The organism is Pseudomonas rosaeacicularis (genome assembly GCF_057128745.1).
Map to the genome: position 1 here is coordinate 65,057 of NZ_JBSKHT010000009.1, position 20,200 is coordinate 85,256.

At 59.3% G+C, this 20,200-nt stretch carries 16 protein-coding genes and 3 pseudogenes; 8 read left to right on the forward strand and 11 right to left on the reverse strand.

All coding sequences use genetic code 11. From position 1 onward, the window contains the following. Positions 1–141 precede the first annotated feature (141 nt). Positions 142–663: a DUF2062 domain-containing protein gene (locus ACWKWM_RS13125; RefSeq protein WP_483846550.1), complete on the forward strand. Its 522-nt coding sequence runs from the start codon at positions 142–144 to the stop codon at positions 661–663. A 132-nt stretch (positions 664–795) separates the two neighbouring features. Here ACWKWM_RS13125 and ACWKWM_RS13130 read toward each other — a convergent pair whose 3' ends face one another. The 3 genes from ACWKWM_RS13130 to ACWKWM_RS13140 all read right to left on the reverse strand — a co-directional run bounded on the left by ACWKWM_RS13130 (position 796) and on the right by ACWKWM_RS13140 (position 3,322). Then, complete coding sequence (locus tag ACWKWM_RS13130; protein ID WP_483846551.1) at positions 796–1,575, reverse strand: ABC transporter permease; 780 nt, start codon at positions 1,573–1,575, stop codon at positions 796–798. Next, a complete protein-coding gene (locus ACWKWM_RS13135) occupies positions 1,572–2,504 on the reverse strand; it encodes an ABC transporter ATP-binding protein (RefSeq protein ID WP_483846552.1) in 933 nt (310 codons plus the stop codon). Before ACWKWM_RS13135 ends, ACWKWM_RS13130 begins: the two co-directional genes overlap by 4 nt. A gap of 194 nt (positions 2,505–2,698) precedes the next feature. After that, positions 2,699–3,322, reverse strand: a complete 624-nt coding sequence (locus ACWKWM_RS13140) for a glutathione S-transferase (RefSeq protein ID WP_483846553.1) — start codon at positions 3,320–3,322, stop codon at positions 2,699–2,701. A gap of 258 nt (positions 3,323–3,580) precedes the next feature. Here ACWKWM_RS13140 and ACWKWM_RS13145 point away from each other — a divergent pair, with 258 nt between their 5' ends. The 4 genes from ACWKWM_RS13145 to ACWKWM_RS13160 all read left to right on the forward strand — a co-directional run bounded on the left by ACWKWM_RS13145 (position 3,581) and on the right by ACWKWM_RS13160 (position 8,288). Then, complete coding sequence (locus ACWKWM_RS13145; RefSeq protein ID WP_483846554.1) at positions 3,581–6,028, forward strand: acyl-CoA dehydrogenase; 2,448 nt, start codon at positions 3,581–3,583, stop codon at positions 6,026–6,028. 212 nt (positions 6,029–6,240) lie between these two features. Further along, positions 6,241–6,441, forward strand: coding sequence for a hypothetical protein (locus ACWKWM_RS13150; RefSeq protein ID WP_483846555.1), 201 nt, complete (start codon positions 6,241–6,243; stop codon positions 6,439–6,441). Between the two features lie 145 nt (positions 6,442–6,586). Next, positions 6,587–6,997, forward strand: a complete 411-nt coding sequence (locus tag ACWKWM_RS13155; protein ID WP_483846556.1) for a PA2817 family protein — start codon at positions 6,587–6,589, stop codon at positions 6,995–6,997. Between the two features lie 202 nt (positions 6,998–7,199). Then, the gene (locus ACWKWM_RS13160; RefSeq protein ID WP_483846557.1) at positions 7,200–8,288 is read left to right on the forward strand and encodes an LLM class flavin-dependent oxidoreductase; all 1,089 of its coding nucleotides are present in this window, start codon (positions 7,200–7,202) and stop codon (positions 8,286–8,288) included. Positions 8,289–8,519: 231 nt separating this feature from the next. Here ACWKWM_RS13160 and ACWKWM_RS13165 read toward each other — a convergent pair whose 3' ends face one another. Then, positions 8,520–9,425: a LysR family transcriptional regulator gene (locus tag ACWKWM_RS13165; RefSeq protein WP_483846558.1), complete on the reverse strand. Its 906-nt coding sequence runs from the start codon at positions 9,423–9,425 to the stop codon at positions 8,520–8,522. A gap of 219 nt (positions 9,426–9,644) precedes the next feature. Between ACWKWM_RS13165 and ACWKWM_RS13170 the strand changes: the two genes are divergently transcribed. From ACWKWM_RS13170 to ACWKWM_RS13180, 3 genes are all read left to right on the forward strand, one after another. Beyond that, a complete protein-coding gene (locus tag ACWKWM_RS13170) occupies positions 9,645–10,253 on the forward strand; it encodes a cysteine dioxygenase family protein (RefSeq protein ID WP_483846559.1) in 609 nt (202 codons plus the stop codon). Then, positions 10,250–11,848, forward strand: a complete 1,599-nt coding sequence (locus ACWKWM_RS13175) for a rhodanese homology domain-containing protein (RefSeq protein ID WP_483846560.1) — start codon at positions 10,250–10,252, stop codon at positions 11,846–11,848. The genes ACWKWM_RS13170 and ACWKWM_RS13175 overlap by 4 nt, the downstream gene beginning before the upstream one ends. Before the next feature lie 105 nt (positions 11,849–11,953). Then, entirely contained in the window at positions 11,954–12,949 is a 996-nt protein-coding gene (locus tag ACWKWM_RS13180) for an ABC transporter substrate-binding protein (RefSeq protein ID WP_483846561.1), read from the forward strand. A 170-nt stretch (positions 12,950–13,119) separates the two neighbouring features. Here the strand turns inward: ACWKWM_RS13180 and tssE are convergent, their stop codons facing one another. The 7 genes and pseudogenes from tssE to ACWKWM_RS13215 form a co-directional block, all read right to left on the reverse strand. Further along, positions 13,120–13,545, reverse strand: a complete 426-nt coding sequence (gene tssE / locus ACWKWM_RS13185) for a type VI secretion system baseplate subunit TssE (protein ID WP_483846562.1) — start codon at positions 13,543–13,545, stop codon at positions 13,120–13,122. 3 nt (positions 13,546–13,548) lie between these two features. Beyond that, positions 13,549–14,085 (reverse strand): type VI secretion system lipoprotein TssJ, encoded by a 537-nt coding sequence (tssJ, locus tag ACWKWM_RS13190; protein ID WP_483846563.1) that lies wholly within the window; start codon positions 14,083–14,085, stop codon positions 13,549–13,551. Further along, entirely contained in the window at positions 14,066–15,163 is a 1,098-nt protein-coding gene (gene tssG / locus ACWKWM_RS13195; protein ID WP_483846564.1) for a type VI secretion system baseplate subunit TssG, read from the reverse strand. Before tssG ends, tssJ begins: the two co-directional genes overlap by 20 nt. Next, positions 15,127–15,582: pseudogene (locus tag ACWKWM_RS13200) on the reverse strand (type VI secretion system baseplate subunit TssF); the annotation flags it as partial. The pseudogene ACWKWM_RS13200 and the gene tssG, both read right to left, overlap by 37 nt. Next, positions 15,579–15,749: pseudogene (locus ACWKWM_RS13205) on the reverse strand (type VI secretion system domain-containing protein); the annotation flags it as partial. The pseudogenes ACWKWM_RS13200 and ACWKWM_RS13205, both read right to left, overlap by 4 nt. Then, positions 15,727–19,968: a type VI secretion system tip protein VgrG gene (vgrG, locus tag ACWKWM_RS13210; protein ID WP_483846565.1), complete on the reverse strand. Its 4,242-nt coding sequence runs from the start codon at positions 19,966–19,968 to the stop codon at positions 15,727–15,729. The pseudogene ACWKWM_RS13205 and the gene vgrG, both read right to left, overlap by 23 nt. 1 nt (position 19,969) lies before the next feature. Beyond that, positions 19,970–20,185: pseudogene (locus ACWKWM_RS13215) on the reverse strand (hypothetical protein); the annotation flags it as partial. Positions 20,186–20,200 lie beyond the last annotated feature (15 nt).

Genomic DNA, 20,200 nt, shown 5'->3' on the forward strand with positions numbered 1-20,200 from the left:
TGATGACTGCAAAATCCTCCACACGGCTTAGCGCACCTTGCGCGTGACAGTTTTATTAATTGTCACAAAGTCTGAATTTCCAGCGTTCAGTATCTGTGCATACTTTGCCCCGACTTGCCTGCCCATCGACCGGATAACCGTATGCCACGCCATTTGATCAAGCGTTACATGCCCGATCCGAACACCATCCGGGAACACAAATCCTTACGGTTTTTTGGCCGACTGTTGCACGATCCCAACCTGTGGCACCTCAATCGGCGGTCGGTCGCACGAGCAATGGGCGTAGGACTGTTCGCTGCGCTGATGCCAATTCCATTGCAAATGCTGCTGGCGGCGCTGCTGGTGATCTGGGTGCGTGGCAATCTGCCGATTGGTGTGAGTCTGGTCTGGCTGACCAATCCGCTGACCATGCCGCCGGTGTTCTATTGCACCTACAAGATCGGCGCGCTTCTCATGGGATTGCCGCCACGGCATTTCCCGGACGAGTTGAGCTGGGAATGGATCAGCGGACAATTGACCACTTTGTGGCAACCGTTTTTGCTGGGATCGGTGGTGGCAGGCGTGGTGCTGGGGGTGATGGGGTATTTTCTGACAATGGGCTATTGGCGCTGGTGGGTCGGGCGGCAGTGGCGGTTGCGGCAGAAAAAACGTAATCAGCTGTAGGAGCGCAAATGTGGGAGCGGACCTGTCCGCGAAGCCTTCGGCACTGGCAATACAGATGTATCGAGCCCGATGACGCATTCGCGGACAGGTCCGCTCCCACAGGTGTTTCAGTGAATCAATAAGCCGTCACGACTACTGGCGCATCCCTCGCCCACTCACCAGCAACCGCGCGCAGCCAAGGTAAAGCACGATGGTCGCAACGATCATGAATGCCAGCGCAATGCTGATCTTGATGTCCGACACGCCGAGAATGCCGTAGCGGAAGGCGTTGACCATGTGCAGCACCGGGTTGGCCAGCGACACCGTCTGCCAGAACGGCGGCAGCAAGTTGATCGAGTAAAAGACTCCGCCCAGATAGGTCAGCGGCGTCAGTACAAAGGTCGGGATGATCGAAATATCATCGAAATTGCGCGCAAACACGGCGTTGATGAAGCCCAGCAGCGAGAAGATCGTCGCCGTCAGTACCACCACAATGACCGTCACGCCCAAATGATGGACCTGCAGATCGGTGAAGAACATCGACAGAATCGTCACGATGATCCCGACCATCAAGCCGCGCAGCACGCCGCCCAGGGTGTAGCCGATCAGAATGGTGTGCGGCGAAACCGGAGACACCATCAACTCTTCCACCGAACGTTGAAACTTGGCACCGAAGAAGCTCGAGACCACGTTACCGTAGGAGTTGGTGATCACCGACATCATGATCAGGCCCGGCACGATGTACTGCATGTAAGTGAAGCCACCCATGTCGCCGATCTGTCGGCCGATCAGATTGCCGAAGATCACGAAGTACAAAACCATGGTGATCGCAGGCGGTAGCAGCGTTTGCGGCCAGATCCGCGTGAAGCGGCGAATCTCGCGATAAACGATGGTGTTCAGGGCAACGAGGTTGGGGCGCAGCTCAGAGCTCATATCGCCACCTTCGACAGATTTTTTTCCACCAGCGACACGAACAACTCCTCGAGACGATTGGTTTTATTGCGCAGGCTCAGTACCTGAATGTTCATCGACGCCAACTGCGCAAACAGCTCGGTGATGCCAACGGTTTTATCGACCTGCACTTCAAGGGTATGGCTGTCCACCAGCCGCGACGGGTAGCCGATCAGGTTCGGCGGCGTGGTCATCGAATCTCTCAGGTCAAGCAGAAAGGTCTCCACCGTCATGGTGTTTAACAGCTGTTTCATGCCGGTGTTTTCGACGATCACGCCATGGTCGATGATGCCGATGTTGCGACACAGCTGCTCAGCCTCTTCCAGGTAATGCGTGGTGAGGATGATGGTAATGCCCTTCTCGTTCAGCTCGGTGAGGAAGGTCCACATCGAACGGCGCAGCTCGATATCTACTCCTGCCGTCGGCTCGTCGAGGATCAGCAGCCGCGGTTCGTGAATCAGTGCGCGGGCAATCATCAATCGGCGCTTCATGCCGCCTGAAAGTGAGCGCGAAGGCGTGTCACGCTTGTCCCAAAGTCCCAACTGCGTCAGGTACTGCTCGGCGCGTTCCTTGGCGATCTTCGGCGGGATGCCGTAATAACCGGCCTGGGTCACGACGATGTCGAAGGTCTTTTCGAACTGGTTGAAATTGAATTCCTGGGGCACCACACCAATCGAGCGCTTGAGCTGCGCCGGGTTGCGGTCCAGGTCGTGACCGAAAATATTCACGGTACCGGTGGTTTTGTTGACCAGCGTCGAGATAATTCCGATGGTGGTGGATTTGCCGGCACCGTTGGGGCCGAGCAAGGCGAAGAAATCACCCTCGGCGACGTCCAGATCGATGCCCTTGAGGGCCTGGAAACCGTTGCCGTAGGTCTTGGTTAGCTGCCGGATGGACAGAGCAGAACTCATGACTGTAAAAGCACCAAATTAAGGAAAGAGGAAATGATAAACGGGGAAACCAGGCGAAACGCCGCAGGATTGCAAGGCGGCGTGGCTTTAAATTAGCCGATAACCAGCACAGGAAGCGGCAATGTTGCTGGCCCACGCCGCTCAAGTACAGCGACATATATTGATAGTACTTATCGACTCGACGCTGCGCACCTTCAGGTCAGGGGCGTCATGACCGCTTTCTGGAATGCCGGACGCTGTTTCAGGCGTTCATACCAGGCTTGGAGGTGTGGCAGCGCTGCGCGTTCAATCGGCATTTCAAACCAGGCATACGCGAAACATCCAAGTGGGATGTCGCCCATCCCGAATTCATCGCCGGACAGGTATGGCTGCGAGGCCAATGCCTGATCGGCAATCACCAACAATTTCTCGACCGCTTTGGTTGCCGCGTTGATCTGCGCCCAGTCCTGCTGCTCGGCTGGCGTTCGCAGCACGCCCCAGAAAACCGGACGAAACGGGCCGGCCAGGGTTGACGTGGTCCAGTCCATCCATTTGTCCGCCGATGCCCGCGTCTGAAGATTGCCCGGATACAACGCAGAGTCGCCGCCGTACTGCGCCGCCAGGTAGCGAACGATGGCATTGGACTCCCACAGCACGAACTCGCCGTCTTCGATCATGGGCACAACGCCGTTGGGGTTTTTCGCCAGATATTCCGGTTGGTCATTGATGCCGAACGCACCTCCGGCATTCAGCGATTCGTACGGCAGACCCAGCTCTTCAGCGATCCACAGCGCCTTGCGCACGTTGGACGAATTGATACGGCCCCAGATTTTCAGCATTGCGCTTCTCCTTTTTTATTTTCACAGGTTTTTACAGGCACAGATTGGGTCGGCACCGATCTACAGTTCGATGATGACGTGCATCGGTGGCGCACAGTTTACGCCGCGAAGGCAGCGTTCGAGCCACAACTTCGCCTGCATCGGCCAGCCCACGAACTCCCATGACGGCCAGATGTCACTATCGATGCGCGGGCCAGAGCCATTGGCTCTGCCCTTGAGGGTGATCCGTTATCACCGTCATCACGGAGGACGTCTTTTATGTTGTGGTTGTGGATCCCGATTCTGCTGGTCGGCGTGGCCTGGCTGGCCCATCGTCGCGTTGCACCCCTGCCCGCGCTGGGTGTGGTGGCGGTTTATCTGTTGGCAATGGGGGTGTTTAGTCACGCCCATGCCTGGTTGATGACGATTTTCTGGCTGTTGTGGCTGGCCGTTGTCTTGCCGCTGGCTTTGCCGGATCTGCGTCGCCAGTACTTCAGCGCGCCGATGTTCGCCTGGTTCAAGAAGGTCCTGCCACCGATGTCGCAGACCGAGCGCGATGCGATCGATGCCGGCACCGTTTGGTGGGATGGTGAACTGTTCAGCGGGCGGCCCAACTGGAACACGTTGCTGGCTTATCCAAAAAGCCAGCTGAGCGCCGAAGAACAAGCCTTCATCGACGGCCCGACCGAAGCGTTGTGCGCCATGGTCACGGACTGGGAAATCGGTCAGGCCATGGACCTGCCGCCCCACGCGTGGGCGCACATCAAGGAGCACGGCTTCTTCGCGCTGATCATTCCCAAAGAGTACGGCGGCAAAGGTTTCTCGGCTTACGCCCACTCCCAGGTCGCGATGAAACTCGCAACCCGCAGCGGTGATCTGGCGTCCACGGTCATGGTCCCCAACTCCCTGGGCCCTGCCGAACTGCTGCTGCATTACGGCACCGAGGAGCAACGCAATCATTACCTGCCACGCCTGGCACGGGGCGACGACATCCCGTGTTTCGCGCTGACTGGCCCATTGGCCGGCTCCGACGCAGGCGCGATGCCCGACACCGGCATCATCTGTAAAGGCCAGTGGGAAGGTGAAGAAGTCATCGGTCTGCGCTTGAACTGGGAAAAGCGCTACATCACCCTCGGCCCTATCGCCACCCTTCTCGGCCTGGCGTTCAAGGCCTACGACCCGGAACACCTGCTGGGCGACGAAGAAGATTTGGGCATCAGCCTGGCGTTGATCCCTACTGATACGGCGGGCGTGGAAATTGGTCGGCGGCATTTGCCCCTTGGCGCGGCCTTCATGAACGGCCCCAACTCCGGCAAGGACGTATTCATTCCGCTGGAGTACTTAATCGGCGGCCAGGACATGCTCGGCAAAGGCTGGATGATGTTGATGAATTGCCTGTCGGTCGGGCGCTCCATTTCGCTGCCGGCTGTTGGCACGGGTGCTGCCAAGTTCACCAGTCTGGTGACCGGCCAGTACGCGCAGATCCGCGAGCAGTTCAACGTGCCGTTGTCTGCGTTTGAAGGGATTCAGGAATCACTCGCGCGCATCGGCGGCAACGCGTGGCTGATGGACAGCGCACGCATCCTGACCGCCAATGCGGTGGATCTGGGCGAGAAACCATCGGTGTTGTCGGCGATCCTCAAGTATCACCTGACCGAACGCGGCCGCGAGTGCATCACTCACGCGATGGATGTCCACGGCGGCAAGGGCATCATCATGGGGCCCAACAATTACCTGGGCCGCAACTGGCAAGGCGCGCCGATTTTCATCACGGTGGAAGGCGCGAACATTCTGTCGCGCAACCTGATGATCTTTGGTCAGGGCGCGATTCGCTGCCATCCATTCGTACTCAAGGAAATGGCCCTGGTCGGGCGCGAAGATCAGGACCGGGCCGTGGCGGAGTTCGACACGCTGCTGTTGCAACACATCGGTTTTGCGGTGGGCAATGCCGCGAGCACGTTCATTCTCAATCTGGGTTTTGGGCACTTCGAATCGATGCCGGGTGATCGCCTGAGCCAGGGCTACTACCGTGCGTTGAATCGTCAGGCGGCGGCATTCGCCATGCTGGCGGACCTGAGCATGATGCTGCTGGGCGGCGAATTGAAACGCCGAGAGCGTCTGTCGGCGCGGTTGGGGGATGTGTTGAGTCACTTGTATCTGGCGTCGGCAGCGCTAAAGCGTTATCACGACCTGGATTATCCGGAGCATCTGAGTTCGCTGTTCCGCTGGTCCATGGAAGAAGCATTAGGCGAGTCCGAACGTGCGCTGGATGAGTTGTTAAGCAACTTCCCGAACCGGGTGCTCGGTGCCGTGCTGCGCGTGGTGGTGTTCCCGTTCGGTCGTCGCCATAAAGGCCCATCGGACTGGCTCGACGCTGAAGTGGCGCAGATTTTGGGTCGGGCCAAAGGTGATCCGGCGCTGGAATCGCTGCTTGCCGGCTGCTACCGCCCGACTTCGCCGGATGATGCGGTGGGGGCGTTGCAACATGCCAGTGACCTACTGACGGCGAGCCGCCCACTGCACAGCAAACTGCATCATGGGGTGAAAGGCGGTCAGGTCAATCCGAAGGCGGGTGAACATCTGATCGACGCAGCTTTGAATGCCGGCGTGTTGCAAGCCGGTGAAGCGCAGAAATTACGTGATGCCGAAGCGGCGCGGCGCAAGGTGATTGATGTGGATGATTTCGATAAGGAAGAGTTGAAGCAGGCCGAAGGCAAAGTGCGCTGATCAAGCTTCCCGACACTAAACCTGTGGGAGCGGACCTGTCCGCGAAAAGGCCGGTACATCCGATAGATAATTATCGATCAACCATCGCCTTCGCGGACAGGTCCGCTCCCACATTGGATAATCTAACAGCCCACGCTCAGCGGTTTTCCTAACTCGCCACAGATTGTCCTACACTCCCCTCCAACAATAAGAAACAAGCAAGGGGACGCACCATGATCGACCAACGCCTTTCACACCGCTGCATGCTCGCTGATATTGCCGCCGGGGAGGATGTACAGCGCGGCCAATTGTCATCCCGCCTTCAAACTCTCATTCTCATCGGCTTCGTCATACGACAGCCGAATCTCGACCACACCTTCAAACTGATGCTGACAGACGCCGGGCACAGATATCTGGCGGGGTTATGGCATTAGAAGGAGCTGCAAGCTGCAAGTTAGGAGCTTGAAGCTCAGATCAGGCAAATGCAGTTCACCGATGCCGCCAGTCCTGGCTGGGGTATCGGTGGTTTGGTGAGAGCCTTATACTCTCGCGCCTGTTTTTGTCTCTGAGGACTTCATCATGGCCGACGCCAATCTCGACCACACTCTCAACCTGCTGACGCACCTGCGCGGCATCCTGGTCGCGCTGGGTGAAGCCGAACAGGTCCCGGAAGAAAGTCATGAGCTGTTCATCGAACGCTATGACGAACTGATGACCCTCCTGCCGCAAGAACCCATCGAAAGCCAGTACCTGGGCCAGGATCTGTTGTGTCAGGTCATCCAGCGCTACCCGCAAATCGCCCATCTGGTACCCCGCGACCTGCTCTGGTATTTCGGCGGAGACTGCTTGCACTTCATGCCCGATGACGAAATCGATTTGTATACCGCCCTCGAAGAGCGCCGTTACGAGGCCGAACAAAACGACGAGCCGTTCGACTGGAATCAGGAAAAACAATTTCTGACCATGGCCAAGGATGCGCAGAAGCACTGATCTGCGGATGCCTATCGCACTGGACAATTAATAGTTAAACATTCTGATTTTGGCGCAAACCCTATATAAATATTTTTTATAATTAGCTTAGCGCCAAATCGAATTTCACAGCGACGCCTCCTACCCTTATGTTGCTTGCTCACACGGGCGCGATCCCTCTATCGCACGCCTGAAGAATGCCAAAGCCGGGAAGGAGTTGTTCATGAGCGTTGAATTCATCGGTTACATCGCCACCCAGCCAGGGTCGGAAATACATCCGCGCAGTGGCCCGACGATCCAGCCTGAATACGTCGAAAAAGTCGCAAAAGCCCATGAAGAGGCAGGCTTTGATCGCGCGCTGGTGGCCTTCCACTCCAACAGCCCGGACAGCGCGTTTGTCGCGGCCCACGCGGCCAGCGTCACGAGCAAACTGCAGTTTCTGGTGGCCCATCGTCCGGGGTTCATTGCTCCGACTTTGGCGGCGCGGCAGTTCGCGACATTGGATGTGTTCAACGCAGGGCGCACGGCGGTGCACATCATCACCGGTGGTGACGATCAAGAGTTGCGCGCCGATGGCAGTTTTATTGGCAAAGATGAGCGTTACGCCCGGACCGATGAGTATTTGAGCGTCGTACGTCAGGAGTGGACGAGCGGCACGCCGTTTGATCATCACGGCACGTATTACCAGTTCGAAGGCGCGCATTCGGCGGTGAAGTCGCCGCAGTTGCCCCACATCCCGCTGTATTTCGGCGGCGCTTCGCCCGCAGCGATCCAGGTAGCCGGCAAACACGCCGATGTGTACGCATTGTGGGGCGAGACCTACGAGCAGGTGCGCGACATCGTCAAACAAGTGCGCGCGGAAGCGGCGAAGCATGGCCGCACGATTCGTTTCAGTTTGTCGCTGCGCCCGATTCTGGCCGAAACCGAAGAAAAAGCCTGGGCGCGGGCCGACAGTATTTTGGAGCAGGCCAAAGCGGTGGCGAAGGCCAGCGGTTTTGAGCGCAAAGAGCCGCCGAATGAAGGCTCCCGTCGTCTGCTGGCGGCGGCAGCTCAAGGCGCTAGACTGGACAAGCGGCTATGGACAGGAATCGCCGGATTGCTGGGGGCCAAAGGTAATTCGACGTCATTGGTGGGCACGCCCGAACAAGTCGCCGAAGCGCTGCTGGACTACTACGACCTGGGGATTACCACATTTTTGATTCGCGGTTTCGACCCGCTGGAAGATGCGATCGATTACGGAAAAAAACTCATCCCCTTGACCCGTGAGCTGGTCGCCAAGCGCGAGCAGGAGCGGCGTGAGAAAGTCGCGTGAACGATTGCAAGGCGGCTTCTGCCCGGAGGGCGTAGGCGCCTTGCTTGCAGGCGATCTGTCGGGAACCGGCAGCAAAACCTCTGAACGCGGTATGCCTGATACACCTGCGGCGGATGGTTTCATGACTGCTTCGCAGCCAATCGCTGGCAAGCCAAGCTCCTACGGCCTCCGGCCAGAATCAGAAGCAATCAGTGATAGGCCTAGAGACCACATCGGCGCAACCGCATCTGGTCACACCGCGTTACGCGACTGCTTCAACGACTCGGCCACGAAGGCGCCAAATGACGAAACCGGCGCCTGAAGATTGCCCAGGAAACGCGGATAGATCAGCCACAAATCCATCACCGGCTTGAAATCCTTGAGTGGCACCACCGCCAGGTGATCCCGATGGGCGCTGCGCTCCAGCAATGGACGCGGCACTAGCCCCAGCCCCATACCGTCAGCCACCAGACCCAATTGCAGTTCGGTGCCGAAGGTTTCCAGATTGACCTTCAGGCTCAAGCCCTGATCAGCCAACGTGCGTTGCAGCCCGGCACGAAAACCACAGCCGTCGGGGTTCAGCACCCAGCCACGGTCGTAGCAGTCGGCGAGCTTCATGGGCTTTTTCGGCAGGCTGGCCTTGTCGCACACCACCACCAGCTCCATCTTGCCGATGGATTGGCCGACAATGTTTTCCGGGAAAATCTTGCCCGCAGGGAATAACGCCGCTGCAGCATCCAGCTCGCCGTTTTCGATCTTGCCGATCAGGTGACTGCCCCAGCCGGTCAAAACCTGCGCCCGCAACTCGGGGAATTGCCCACGCAGATGCTTGAGTGCGTCGAGCAGCACCACATCGCCAATGGTTTGCGGTACGCCCAGGCGCAGCAAACCGCTTGGCGGTGTATCGCTGGCGACCAACTCGCGCAACGAATCCATCTCCCGCAGGATCGCCAGGCATTTCGAGTACACCTGAATGCCCATCGGCGTAGGTTTGAGCGGCTTGGTGTTGCGGTCGAACAACTCGACGCCCAGCGCCTGTTCAAAATTCTGCACCCGACGCGTGATCGCTGGCTGCGTCAGGTCCAGCGATTCAGCAGCATGGCTGATCGACTGGCAGCGAATCACCGCCACGAAGGCATCGATATCATCAATTTTCATTCGGACCGCACATAGAAAATGGGAAGCAAGATAGGCAAAAAGCATAATTGCGAATTAGAGATCTGGATAGCTCGGGATGATGCCTAACGCGTGGGAGGGAGCTTATCCAACCCGATATAAAAGACGCTTTGGTTATAACCTAATCATTAAAAAGTAGCATATTAGCTAGCCACATTATGTTTATATTCATCCACGCCTCACTCAAGCGCTGGAATACACATGACGCAAACCCGACACCCTGAACGCCTGCGTGAATTCATCGGAGCGCTCGCCGAGCTGATCGACGGCATCCCTCGCGACGGCGACTTGCTGCACCGTGGCAGCAAGCTGCTGGGGCAATTGGTCAGCTACGATGACTGGCTGCCGGACGAATTCGCTGTGCCCAACCCCACCCGTTATCAACAATTTTTGCTGCACGCTGATTCGCGCCAGCGTTTCTCGATCGTCAGCTTTGTCTGGGGGCCGGGTCAGAGCACACCGATTCACGACCACCGGGTCTGGGGCCTGATCGGCATGCTGCGCGGCGCCGAATACTCACAGGGCTACGCCCGCAGCGCCGAAGGCCGCCTGGAAAAAGAAGGCCCGGCGATTCACTTGCTGCCAGGTCAAGTCGAGGCCCTGTCGCCCCGCAGCAACGACATCCATCAGGTCAGCAATGCGTTCGACGACCAAGTGTCGATCAGCATTCACGTCTACGGCGCCAACATCGGTGCAGTCCGGCGCGCGGTGTATCAACCCGACGGCACCGAAAAACTGTTTATTTCCGGCTACTCCAACGCCTTTCTCCCGAATATCTGGGACCTGTCCAAAGAGAACCAAGCCCAATGACTGACATTCGCCAACACCACGCCGCGACCCGATCCTTCGCTGACATTCGCCGGGCCTTGCTCGCCAAAGAAGAAGTCGCGCTGGTTGATGTGCGCGAAGAAGCTCCGTTTGCCGAGGCTCATCCTTTGTTTGCGGCCAACATCCCCCTGTCCAAGCTGGAGCTGGAAGTGCTGTCGCGCATTCCTCGTCGGGATACGGCGATCACCCTGTACGACAACGGCGAAGGACTGGCGCAGATCGCTCGGCAACGTCTGCAGGATCTGGGCTACAGCGACGTGGGCTTGCTGGAAGGCGGACTGCAGGGCTGGCGCGATGCCGGCGGTGAGCTGTTCATCGACGTCAATGTACCGAGCAAGTCCTTTGGCGAGCTGGTGGAACACCATCGCCATACGCCGTCGCTGGCCGCTGAAGAAGTGCTGCAACTGATCCAATCCAAAGCCGATGTCGTGGTGCTGGACGCCCGCCGTTACGACGAATATCAGACCATGAGCATCCCCACGGGGATAAGCGTTCCGGGTGCCGAACTGGTGCTGCGTGCTCGTGAACTGGCGCCAGACCCGAAAACTCGCATCATCGTCAACTGCGCCGGACGCACCCGCAGCATCATCGGCACGCAATCGCTGGTGAACGCTGGCCTGCCGAACCCGATTTCCGCCCTGCGCAACGGCACCATCGGCTGGCTGCTGGCCGGGCAGACGCTGGATCACGGTCAGGCCCGACGCTTCACTGAAGTCAGCGCCGACACTCGCAATCTCGCCACTGCCGACGCGCGAAATGTCGCCGACAAAGCCCGCGTGCAACGAGCTACCCGCGCCGAACTGCAACGCTGGCAGGCAGACACTACGCGCACCACGTACCTGTTCGACGTACGCACCCCGGAAGAATTTGCCGCCGGCCACTTGCCCGGCGCCGGCTCGACCCCTGGGGGTCAATTGGTTCAGGAAACCGATCACTACGCCAGCGTGCGCGGAGCGCGCATTGCCTTGGTGGATGACGACGGCGTGCGCGCCAACATGTCGGCTTCGTGGCTGGCGCAGCTAGGCTGGGATGTGTTCGTGATTGATGACCTGCGGGCTGAGGATTTCAACGAAAAAGGCGACTGGGACGCGCCGATTCCCACGCCGCCGCAAGTTGAGGAAATCAGCGCCGAAACTCTTGCGCAATGGCGCACCCATGGCGATGTGGCGGTGCTGGATTTCACTACCAGCGCCAACTATGTCAAAGCCCACATCCCTGGCGCATGGTGGGTAGTGCGCGCGCAACTGAAGGATGCGCTGGCAAATATTCCCGCCGCCGAGCGCTACGTGTTGACCTGCGGCAGCAGCCGTCTGGCGCGTCTCGCGGTCAAGGACGTCGAAGTGCTCACTGGCAAATCGGCGTTCCTGCTGAAGAACGGTACGCCGAGCTGGTACGCCGCAGGCTATGAAGCGCAAACCGGCGAAAGCCACCTCGCCTCGCCGCGCATCGACCGTTATCGCCGCCCCTATGAAGGCACTGATGCGCCGCGCGAAGCAATGCAGGCGTATCTGGACTGGGAGTTCGGTCTGGTCGAACAGCTCGGCCGCGACGGGACCCACGGTTTTTATGTGATCTGACTCACCGGAGCGTGGCGCACTTCGTCACGCGCTGCCCCATCATTATCCGACCCCTTTCCAGGCGGAGGTTAATCACCCGACATTGCTGACCTGGAGTTGTACTTTATGCGTTCACCCATTGATCTGCGCGCATCCGCCAGACGCTTGATGCTGGCTGCGTTGCTGATGCTGAATCTGCCCTTCACCGCTCAGGCCGCAGAATTGGAACCTCTGTTGGTCGCTAATCAAAAATCCGCCCTGAAGGTTCTACTGCAGGTGTCTGGCGAGCTGAAAGATGTCCCTTATGAGATCCGTTTTTCTGAGTTCCCGTCCGCCTCACCGCTGGGCGAGGCGCTGAACGCTGGCGCCGTAGACATCGGCGCACTGGGCGATGCGCCCTATGTATTTGCGCTAGGCGCGGGTGCGCCGTTGAAAGTCGTCAGCATCACCCACGTCGAGGGCCGCTACACAACTGCGCTGATCGTGCGCAATGACTCACCGATCAAATCGGTGGCCGAACTCAAGGGCAAACGCATCGTGACCGGACGTGGCTCGATCGGCCATTACCTGGCGATTCGCGCTCTCAACGAAGCAGGACTGAGCACCAGCGATGTGACGTTCATTTACTTGTTGCCCAGCGAATCGCGCCTGGTACTGGATAACGGCGAGGCCGATGCCTGGGCCACATGGGCGCCATACACCACCGTTGCCACTCAACATGACGCACGCATTTTACCTACCGGCGGGAAGCTGCTGACCAATCACTCCTACCTTGCCGCCACCAGCCAAGCGATCGCCGAGAAGCGCGAGCAGTTGAACGACTTCGTGGCACGGGTGGACCGCGCGTATCGCTGGATCAACGCGCACCCCGCCGAATATGCCGCCTCGCAAGCCAAGGTCACCGGCCTGCCGGTCGAGGTGCATCTGGCGACAGCGAAAGAAACGCGCATGGAACCCGTGGATATTGACGACAGCGTGATCAGCGGCCTTCAGAACACGGCCGATATCTATCAGCGCGAGGGCATTTTGAGCCGCCACGTCGATGTCTCTCAGGGCTATGACAAAAGCTTCAATGCCGTGCGCAAGGCGGCTACCGCGGCGGCTGAACAGGCAGCTCGATAACCGGGGCAAACCGGGGACATCCTTTACGTTATTACCCGGACGCACTGCATCAGCAGCTTCGTGGGCAAGCCTCGCTCCAACGAGATTCGGGTTGTTCATCAGATCCGGCTCTGACGCAAGACCGTGGGAGCGGACCTGTCCGCGAAGGGGCCGGGACATCTGGCACCTTTTTAACTCTGGCGCTTGAGGTGACGCATCAAGACTTTGCCTTCGGGCGCCACGGTGGTGCCGAAGGTGGCGCACTTGCCGCCTTTGAGCTGCACTTCCAAGGCGTATTCCAGGTGACCGGGCTGCTTCTGCGCCAGCAATTGGATATTCACCGCTGCCAGGCGTGGCTCGTATTTGAGCAAGGTGTCGACCATGATGCTCATCAGCGCGTGCGCCGTGGCTGGCAACCCTTGTAACACCACGCCCATGTCCGGCAATCCATAGTCGGGCAGATGGCTCAGCGTGCCGGCGCGACTGTTGAGAATCCGTTGCAGATTGTCCAGCACTGACAGGGTGTACTGGTCCGCTTCGTCAACGCGATACAGGTCCAGCTCGCCGTGGAAGTTTTGCAGCAGCATTTCGTAGAGCGACGGATTGAGCTCACTCATCGGTCATTCCTTAGCCTGCGCACGCAAGGTCAGCCGGTTGTCACCCAGTTCAATCACGCGCGGCTGATCGGGGTCCAGTTCGTCGCGGGTGAGCATCAGGCGCCAGTTATCGGCAGAGTCATCAGGTTCGCGAAACAGCGCCACCGCCGCGACGAACTGAGTGTCCTTATGCAGGGGCACATTAAGCTGCACTCCCTCCCCCGGCTTGACCACCTGCGAATGTTCGTCGAGCAAATCGGCGCCCAGCACATTGTCGCTGTCACTGAGGATCTGATCGTAGGTCGCTTTGTGCAGCGACTTGCTATCGCGCAGTTGATAAATCCGCACCAGCGTCGGCACGGACAACGCGCGCATGTCCGTCGCATCCGTGTTCATCACCGTTCGGGCGCTGAGGTCCAGGTGCAGGGTTTTAACCTGCTTGTAAAAAATCGCTTCGGTGGTGGAGGTGGTGGCATCGGTCACACTCTGGACCAAACCGCAGCCGCCGAGCAGCGTGAGGAGGGCAATAGGCATCAATGCATTACAAGCGATACGCGACATGGTGGAGTTCCCTGTTCCGTGGGTTGCTGCGCAGGCCGTGGTAACAGCCCAAATTGATGGTGATGGTGGTGCGGTTTTCAACGGCCAGGGCGTCATCCTTCAGCCCCAACACACAGGTCATACCCAACAAGGCCGGCGAACGTCCGAGCAAAGGCAGCGGCAAGTTGCGCACGGGCAGTGACAGTTGCAATTTGGCGGTGCAACGCCAGCCCAGGTACACCCGCAACAAGACCAACAGGTCGTCGTGCAACTGACCACCGGGCAACCAGCCCGAGGCTTCGTTGCTGTCTTCGGTGAATAACGCCAGATGCAGTTGGCTGTTGGCGTCTTGCCCGACACTGCCCAAGGGCGTGCCTTGGGCCAGGCTCACCGGACGCTCGCGAGACAGGCTGGCAGGGTGCGACAAGGCGATCTTCTGCGGCCAGTGCGGCGTCACTTTTGCTAACGTGTTGGGGGCCAGCAGCCTGACCAGCGCAACAATGCCTTCGGCGTTGCGCGTGGGCAGGCGCATCACACCAAGCAATGCAAGAAAGCGCGACATCGGCGTGGCGATCTGCCTTGCAGTACCGGGGATGCCCAGACCAATCAGGCCGAGCAGGCATTGCGAGGTCGGATCAGTCCCCCCCGCCTCGAACGAAGCGGGATACGAATACTTGCGCCAGATCCGGTAGAACTGGGTAAAGATCCGGTGATTGAAAACATCGAGAAACGCTTCCAGTGCCTCGTGCCCTTCCCGACGCTGAGCGATGTCATCCACAAAGGCGGTGGGCAAAGGCGAATCGACGCCGTACAGACCCAGCAGCCGGGTACGGATTGTCGCCGGCCGCTGCGGGTCTTCATCATACGTTTCGATGGCCTTGAGCTCGCTCGCCGGAAACCCCATGCCGGGGTCAGGACGAAAGCGCACCGGGTCATCCGCCACATGCTCGGTGCTGCCGAGCGGCGGATGGTCGGGCATGGCCTGTTCCAGTAGCTGACAGAAGCGATACAGATTGGCCTCGGCCATGCGCCCCTTCAGCACGTCCAGCAAACCATCGGCCTTTAGCCGGGAATACGCTGATTGTGGTTCTCGTTCCATCGCAGGCACTTCCCGGTCGGTTGCAGGATCAGCGTGAGCTGGTTGTAGAGGTGGATATCGGCATACAGCGCGAAGAAGCGGTTGAGCATTTCGCCGAACAGGCTGATGTCGCCCTCCCCCGCGAAACCGTTGGCATCCAGCGTGACTTCAATGTCGACGCCACGTAGCAGAAAGCCTTTTTCAAAACGCTGGATCAGGTGATGGCTGACCTCGACGATGGCCGCCAGACGCCGCCGGTTGAGTTCGCTGCCGGTCCAGTCATAGAGCGCCAGCGTGCCGCGCAGTACTTCGGCGCTGTCGAGCATCGGCAAGAAATTGGAGCCCAGATGGCTGAGCAATCGCCAGTGAAACCGGTCGCGATTGGGCGGATAGCAGGGCAAGGTCGGCGCACACAGGTTGCGCGCGCGCAGGCCGAACTGACCCGCGCCATCAACAGACGCAGCAACCACTGTTGCCGTCCGGTGCGCACGCCAGGCTGCTGCGCAAGCCAGGCCAGCGCCTGTTCGACGCCGTGGCTGTCGGCTTGGGCCAACGCCTGGCCTTCCAGAGCCAGAATGTCGGTATCAGCCAGCAGTGCGGCGGCAGCTGGCGTCGATATCGCCGTCGTCGAGCGCGGTGATTTGCGCGTTCTCCAGCAGACGGATCAAACCCCAAGTGCCCTGATAATCTCCGAACAATCGCTCGCCCGCACTGACGCTGGTCCAGGTCAGGCTAGCCCCCGGGTGATCGCTGGTACCCGGCCAGCCGAAGCGCTGCCAGCTTTCTTTCTGGTTGAAATAGTGATGCCGTTCGCCGTTGAGGATGAAGCGGGTCTGCACCACGTCGCGTACCGCTTTGCCGCGCAACTCGAAGCTCAGGCCCATTCCGCCGTCTGTGTAAAGCACATCCGCCAGTTGGCTGAGCTGGTTGTTCGGATAAATATTGCGCTTGTTGCCCTGCGCAGGCTTGTTGATAAACAGGCCTTTATTGGGCGTCCAGTGTGAAGACTGATGGATGTAACGACCTCGCAGCAGGCGCTCCTGATCGGCGTCGAGTTGCACCTCTGCACCCGTCAGGGTTTGTTCGAGAATTTGCGCAGCGATGGCTTGCAAGTCTTCGGGCAACGCCAATTCAGGTCGTTCTTCCAGGCTTTTGAACGGTACACCATGACGCACGCCCAACTCGCGCATCAGACGCAGCCCAATCAGCGCCAACTCGCCGCGCACAGGCCGCTCGAGGATGATCGTCAGCCAATAGTCCTGGGTAACGTTTTCGGACCTGCCGCTGGTTGGCCGCATAAACGGCCAAGCATGCACCTTGATGTTGCCCTCACCCGCCAGCCCACTAGCACGCAAGAACTCGGCGCGAGCTGAAACGGCTGCCCATTCGCTGGAGGACTGCAGTGACCGGTTGGCAGGCAAGGTGACGCGAAGCGGCTCCGCCACCATCAACCGTTCATGGGCACGGGGCAGATAACCGCCGCCGATATCCGAATGCACGCCAGGCAGGCCGATTTCTGGATGCCCCTGCTGCACACTGTTGAGGGCGAAGTTGTGGCGACACTCATCACGTGCGTGCAACTGAATGACCTTTCGTGCGCAGCCGGGCGGCAGGTGCAGGTTGACGCCAGGGTTGGTTTCATCTGCCACACTTAAGTCAGCGCGCCCCACCGCTGCGATGGCTGCGACTGTATCGAAGAGGCCGATCAAGTTGAGGCTGACGTCCACTACCGGATCAAAACCCGCCAGCAGTCCGAATCGACCGCCTTGCAACAGCTCAGCGAAGATTCCCCGACCGGGTTTGAGTAGTTCATCGGCGCAGTGCCGGGCAGCCGCCGCGCCCCGACTGAAGCCGATAATGTCGAATTCGATACGTCGAATATCGGTGCCGGGGTTGGCTTGCTGGAAGAAGCCTAACTGTGTTTGGACCAAGCCCGGCGCCTGCCCAACCCGCGCCACGACCCCCGTCTCACCTTGCCCGGTGCCTTGGCCGTATAGCGAATCCTTGCCACCGCTGCGGGTGCCGATGCCCTCCAGATAAACGGGCACATAGCCAATATCTGAATCAACCGCAATCGGTGTCGCCGTGTTGTCCGGATACAGATCATAAAGATGCACCACGTTACTCGGCGCATTTCCATAACTGTTATCCGGTGCTTCATTGAAGCCACTGCCATCAAACCCATCGAATCCAAACTGGTTGCACTGCTCGATGATGCTTGTCAGCTCGCTACGACTGAACAGCGCCAGGTCTTCGCGGCTGCATTGTTCGGTGGCAGCAGAATTGCTCTGGTTGTTGCCGGTCCCGTCGAAAAACAGACCCAGGCGCAGGGTGATGCCTTCGAGTTCTTCTTCCTCTTCCTCCTCATCCAGATCGTTGTTCAAAACCGGGGCTTCGGGTTTGCCAGGATCATCAAGGGAGTTTGCAGTCGGGCGGACCGGCGCACTTGTTCTGGGCAAAGGCGCCACAGCCGGTGCGCTCGCAATGACTGGCAGGTCCGGCAGGTGTGGGACCTGTTTGGCTTTTCCCTTTAGATACTCATTGTGCACAGACTTGACCGTGTAATCGCCCACGGTCCCGGACTCGATGCCGCACTGATCCATGGTGATGTAGCTGCCACCGGCGTTCAGAGTGATTTTCTTCTTGGCGGTGATGTGGATTTCATCGTCGGTGCTGGTGATGTGCAGCCCTTGCCGCGCGAGGATTTCCAGGGTGTCGTTCTGCGCCTGGATGGTCACCGGGCCGTGATTGGCCAACAGCTTGATGCCGAGCTTGCGCACGAACAGGCTCAGCCCTTCGCCCACGCCAATGAACATCCGCTTGACCACGCTGATGTCAGCTTCGGCACCGGCGTTGAGCATCAGGTTGTTTTTCGCCGCTAATTGCAGATGTTTGCCACTGGTGAGGGCAATCCCCTGCGGCGCGCTGAGCAATAGGACCGAAGACTTGAGCTGCTCAAGGTCTTGCCTGAGCAGGCTGAGCTGCGCTTGCACATCGGCTGGGTCGGCGTTGGCGGCTGTCGCATCGACCGACAGCGTTTTTAGTTGCTCGCCAGCCTGTTGCAGAAGGCCAACGGCAGCATCCATGTCAAGCTGCTGCCCCTGCGCCTTGGGTTGCTCATCCGCACTGATAAACACGCCCTTCCCACCGCGAATCGCGCCCCAACCATCAGTGCGCAACTCAAAGCCCTCGCCCCTTTTCTGCTTCTGCGCATCCACCAGATGTCCAAGGTTCAGCTGGCTCTTGCCACCGTACTCGGTGCTGAGCTTCACATGCTCCTGCCCACGCAAATCCTCCATGCGCAGCTTGTTGTTGGCCGGTGTGCGCAGCACATTGCGGGTGTAGTCGCGCTTGTCGAGGGTGACGTGGTCTTTGTGTTTGTTGTCGTGCAGGGCGTGGGCGATGTAGGGCCGATCCGGGTCGCCTTGTTCGAAGGCGATGGCCACTTCGGTGCCGCAGATCAGCGGTAGATGCAGGCCGTGGGTGTCGCCAGCGTAGGGCCGGGCCAGACGCAGCCAGATACTTTCTTCGCCGGGTTTCCAGGTGTCGCGGTCGAACAGGAAGGTGACTTTGTAGCGGCCTTCCCGGTCGATGTGGCTATAGATATCCTGCGCCTGAGTGCTGGTGACGCGGGCCGGGACGGTGCCGGCGATCTGCGGTTTGGGGAGCAACGGCGGTCGGAAGCAGATAGTTTCGGCGTAGGGAATCGCCTCGAAGCTGACTTCGAAACTGCGATCCCGGGCCGCGCGGGTGATCAGGCGGGTGATGACCGCGCCGGGTCCAAAAGCCTGCGGCGCACCGCCGGATATCTTCAGCACCTGAGCCAGCGCCAGGGTCGGGCTGCTGCTGACACCGCTCAGGCGGGTCCGGTTATTCAGGTAACGCTCGTGCCGAAGGCGAGCATAGAAAAAGCCGCTTTCGCTGAGCAGGTCTTCGTCCTGATCGATATGATCGCCGAGCACGGTGTAGGGTTCGGCGTAGTGATACGCCTCGCCGTAGAGCGTTTCCGATCCGCGGGTTTGATCGACATCGCCGTCGAGAAACGCGTGAATGTCACGATGGTGATAAGCGCGGATATTGACGTTTTGCTCCACCACCTGGTGCTCGGTCTGCAATTGCCAGACTGCGTCCACCCCGCTGCTGCCCAGCCCCGACTGCGCGCGATATGGCAGCACCACGTCGCCCGCGTAATGACGTTGATCGTCGTGAAATTCCACCACCTCAATGCGTAAACGCTGATCAACGCTGAAGCGGAACCAGATCCCGACTTCGGCCAGCAATCGGCGGATAAACGTCAGGTCGTCCTCGCCGTACTGCATGACCTGTTCGCGTTTCGGGTACTCGCGCACCAGATCAAAAAGGAAGTCCTGACCCTCGAAATCATGCCGGCTGCGCAGGATGTTTTCGACAATTTCCGGCACCGACTGATGCTGGTAAATGCGGAACTGCCGACCGCGCTCAAGCAAGGCCAGACGCGGCTGCAACGTGATTTCGTAGCGCGCTTCGTCGTTGGAACCGGACAGGCGTTTGAAGCCAGTGACCACGCCGTGCAACGTGCGCAACGGCGGGATGACCTTGCCAGCGTCCCACGGCATCACCGGCGGTAAATCATGAGGCGCCGCATGCAGGCTGAAATCGGCCTGGCGTCTGAGCATGTCCGAGGCGGCAATGTCGTGATTGCTGGAAGTGAATTCGATGCGGTATTTGAACGGCTGGCTGAGTTGTTCTTCGCCGTCGAAGGCCAGCACGTCGAGCGTTGCTTCGATGCCACGAACAGTGAGGGTGTGGCGGCTGTGGTCGAAGAACGTGCGCAGTGGATTGAGCATTTCAGAGCTCCTTCGCGACAGCGGCGTCGGTGAAGTTGAGGGTTATGCCGTCCTCGTCGCTGTAGCCCAGCGTCACGCCGCTGGTTTTCAGCTGGGCGGCCTGGCGTTGCAGCAGTTGCTGGCTGAGCACCGGCAAAATCTGTTGATTGAGCAGACTGTCGATGTTGCGGGCGCCGGTGTCGGGCAGCAGGCAGGCGGCAACTAGCGCGTCATGCAGGCGCGCGTCTAGGCA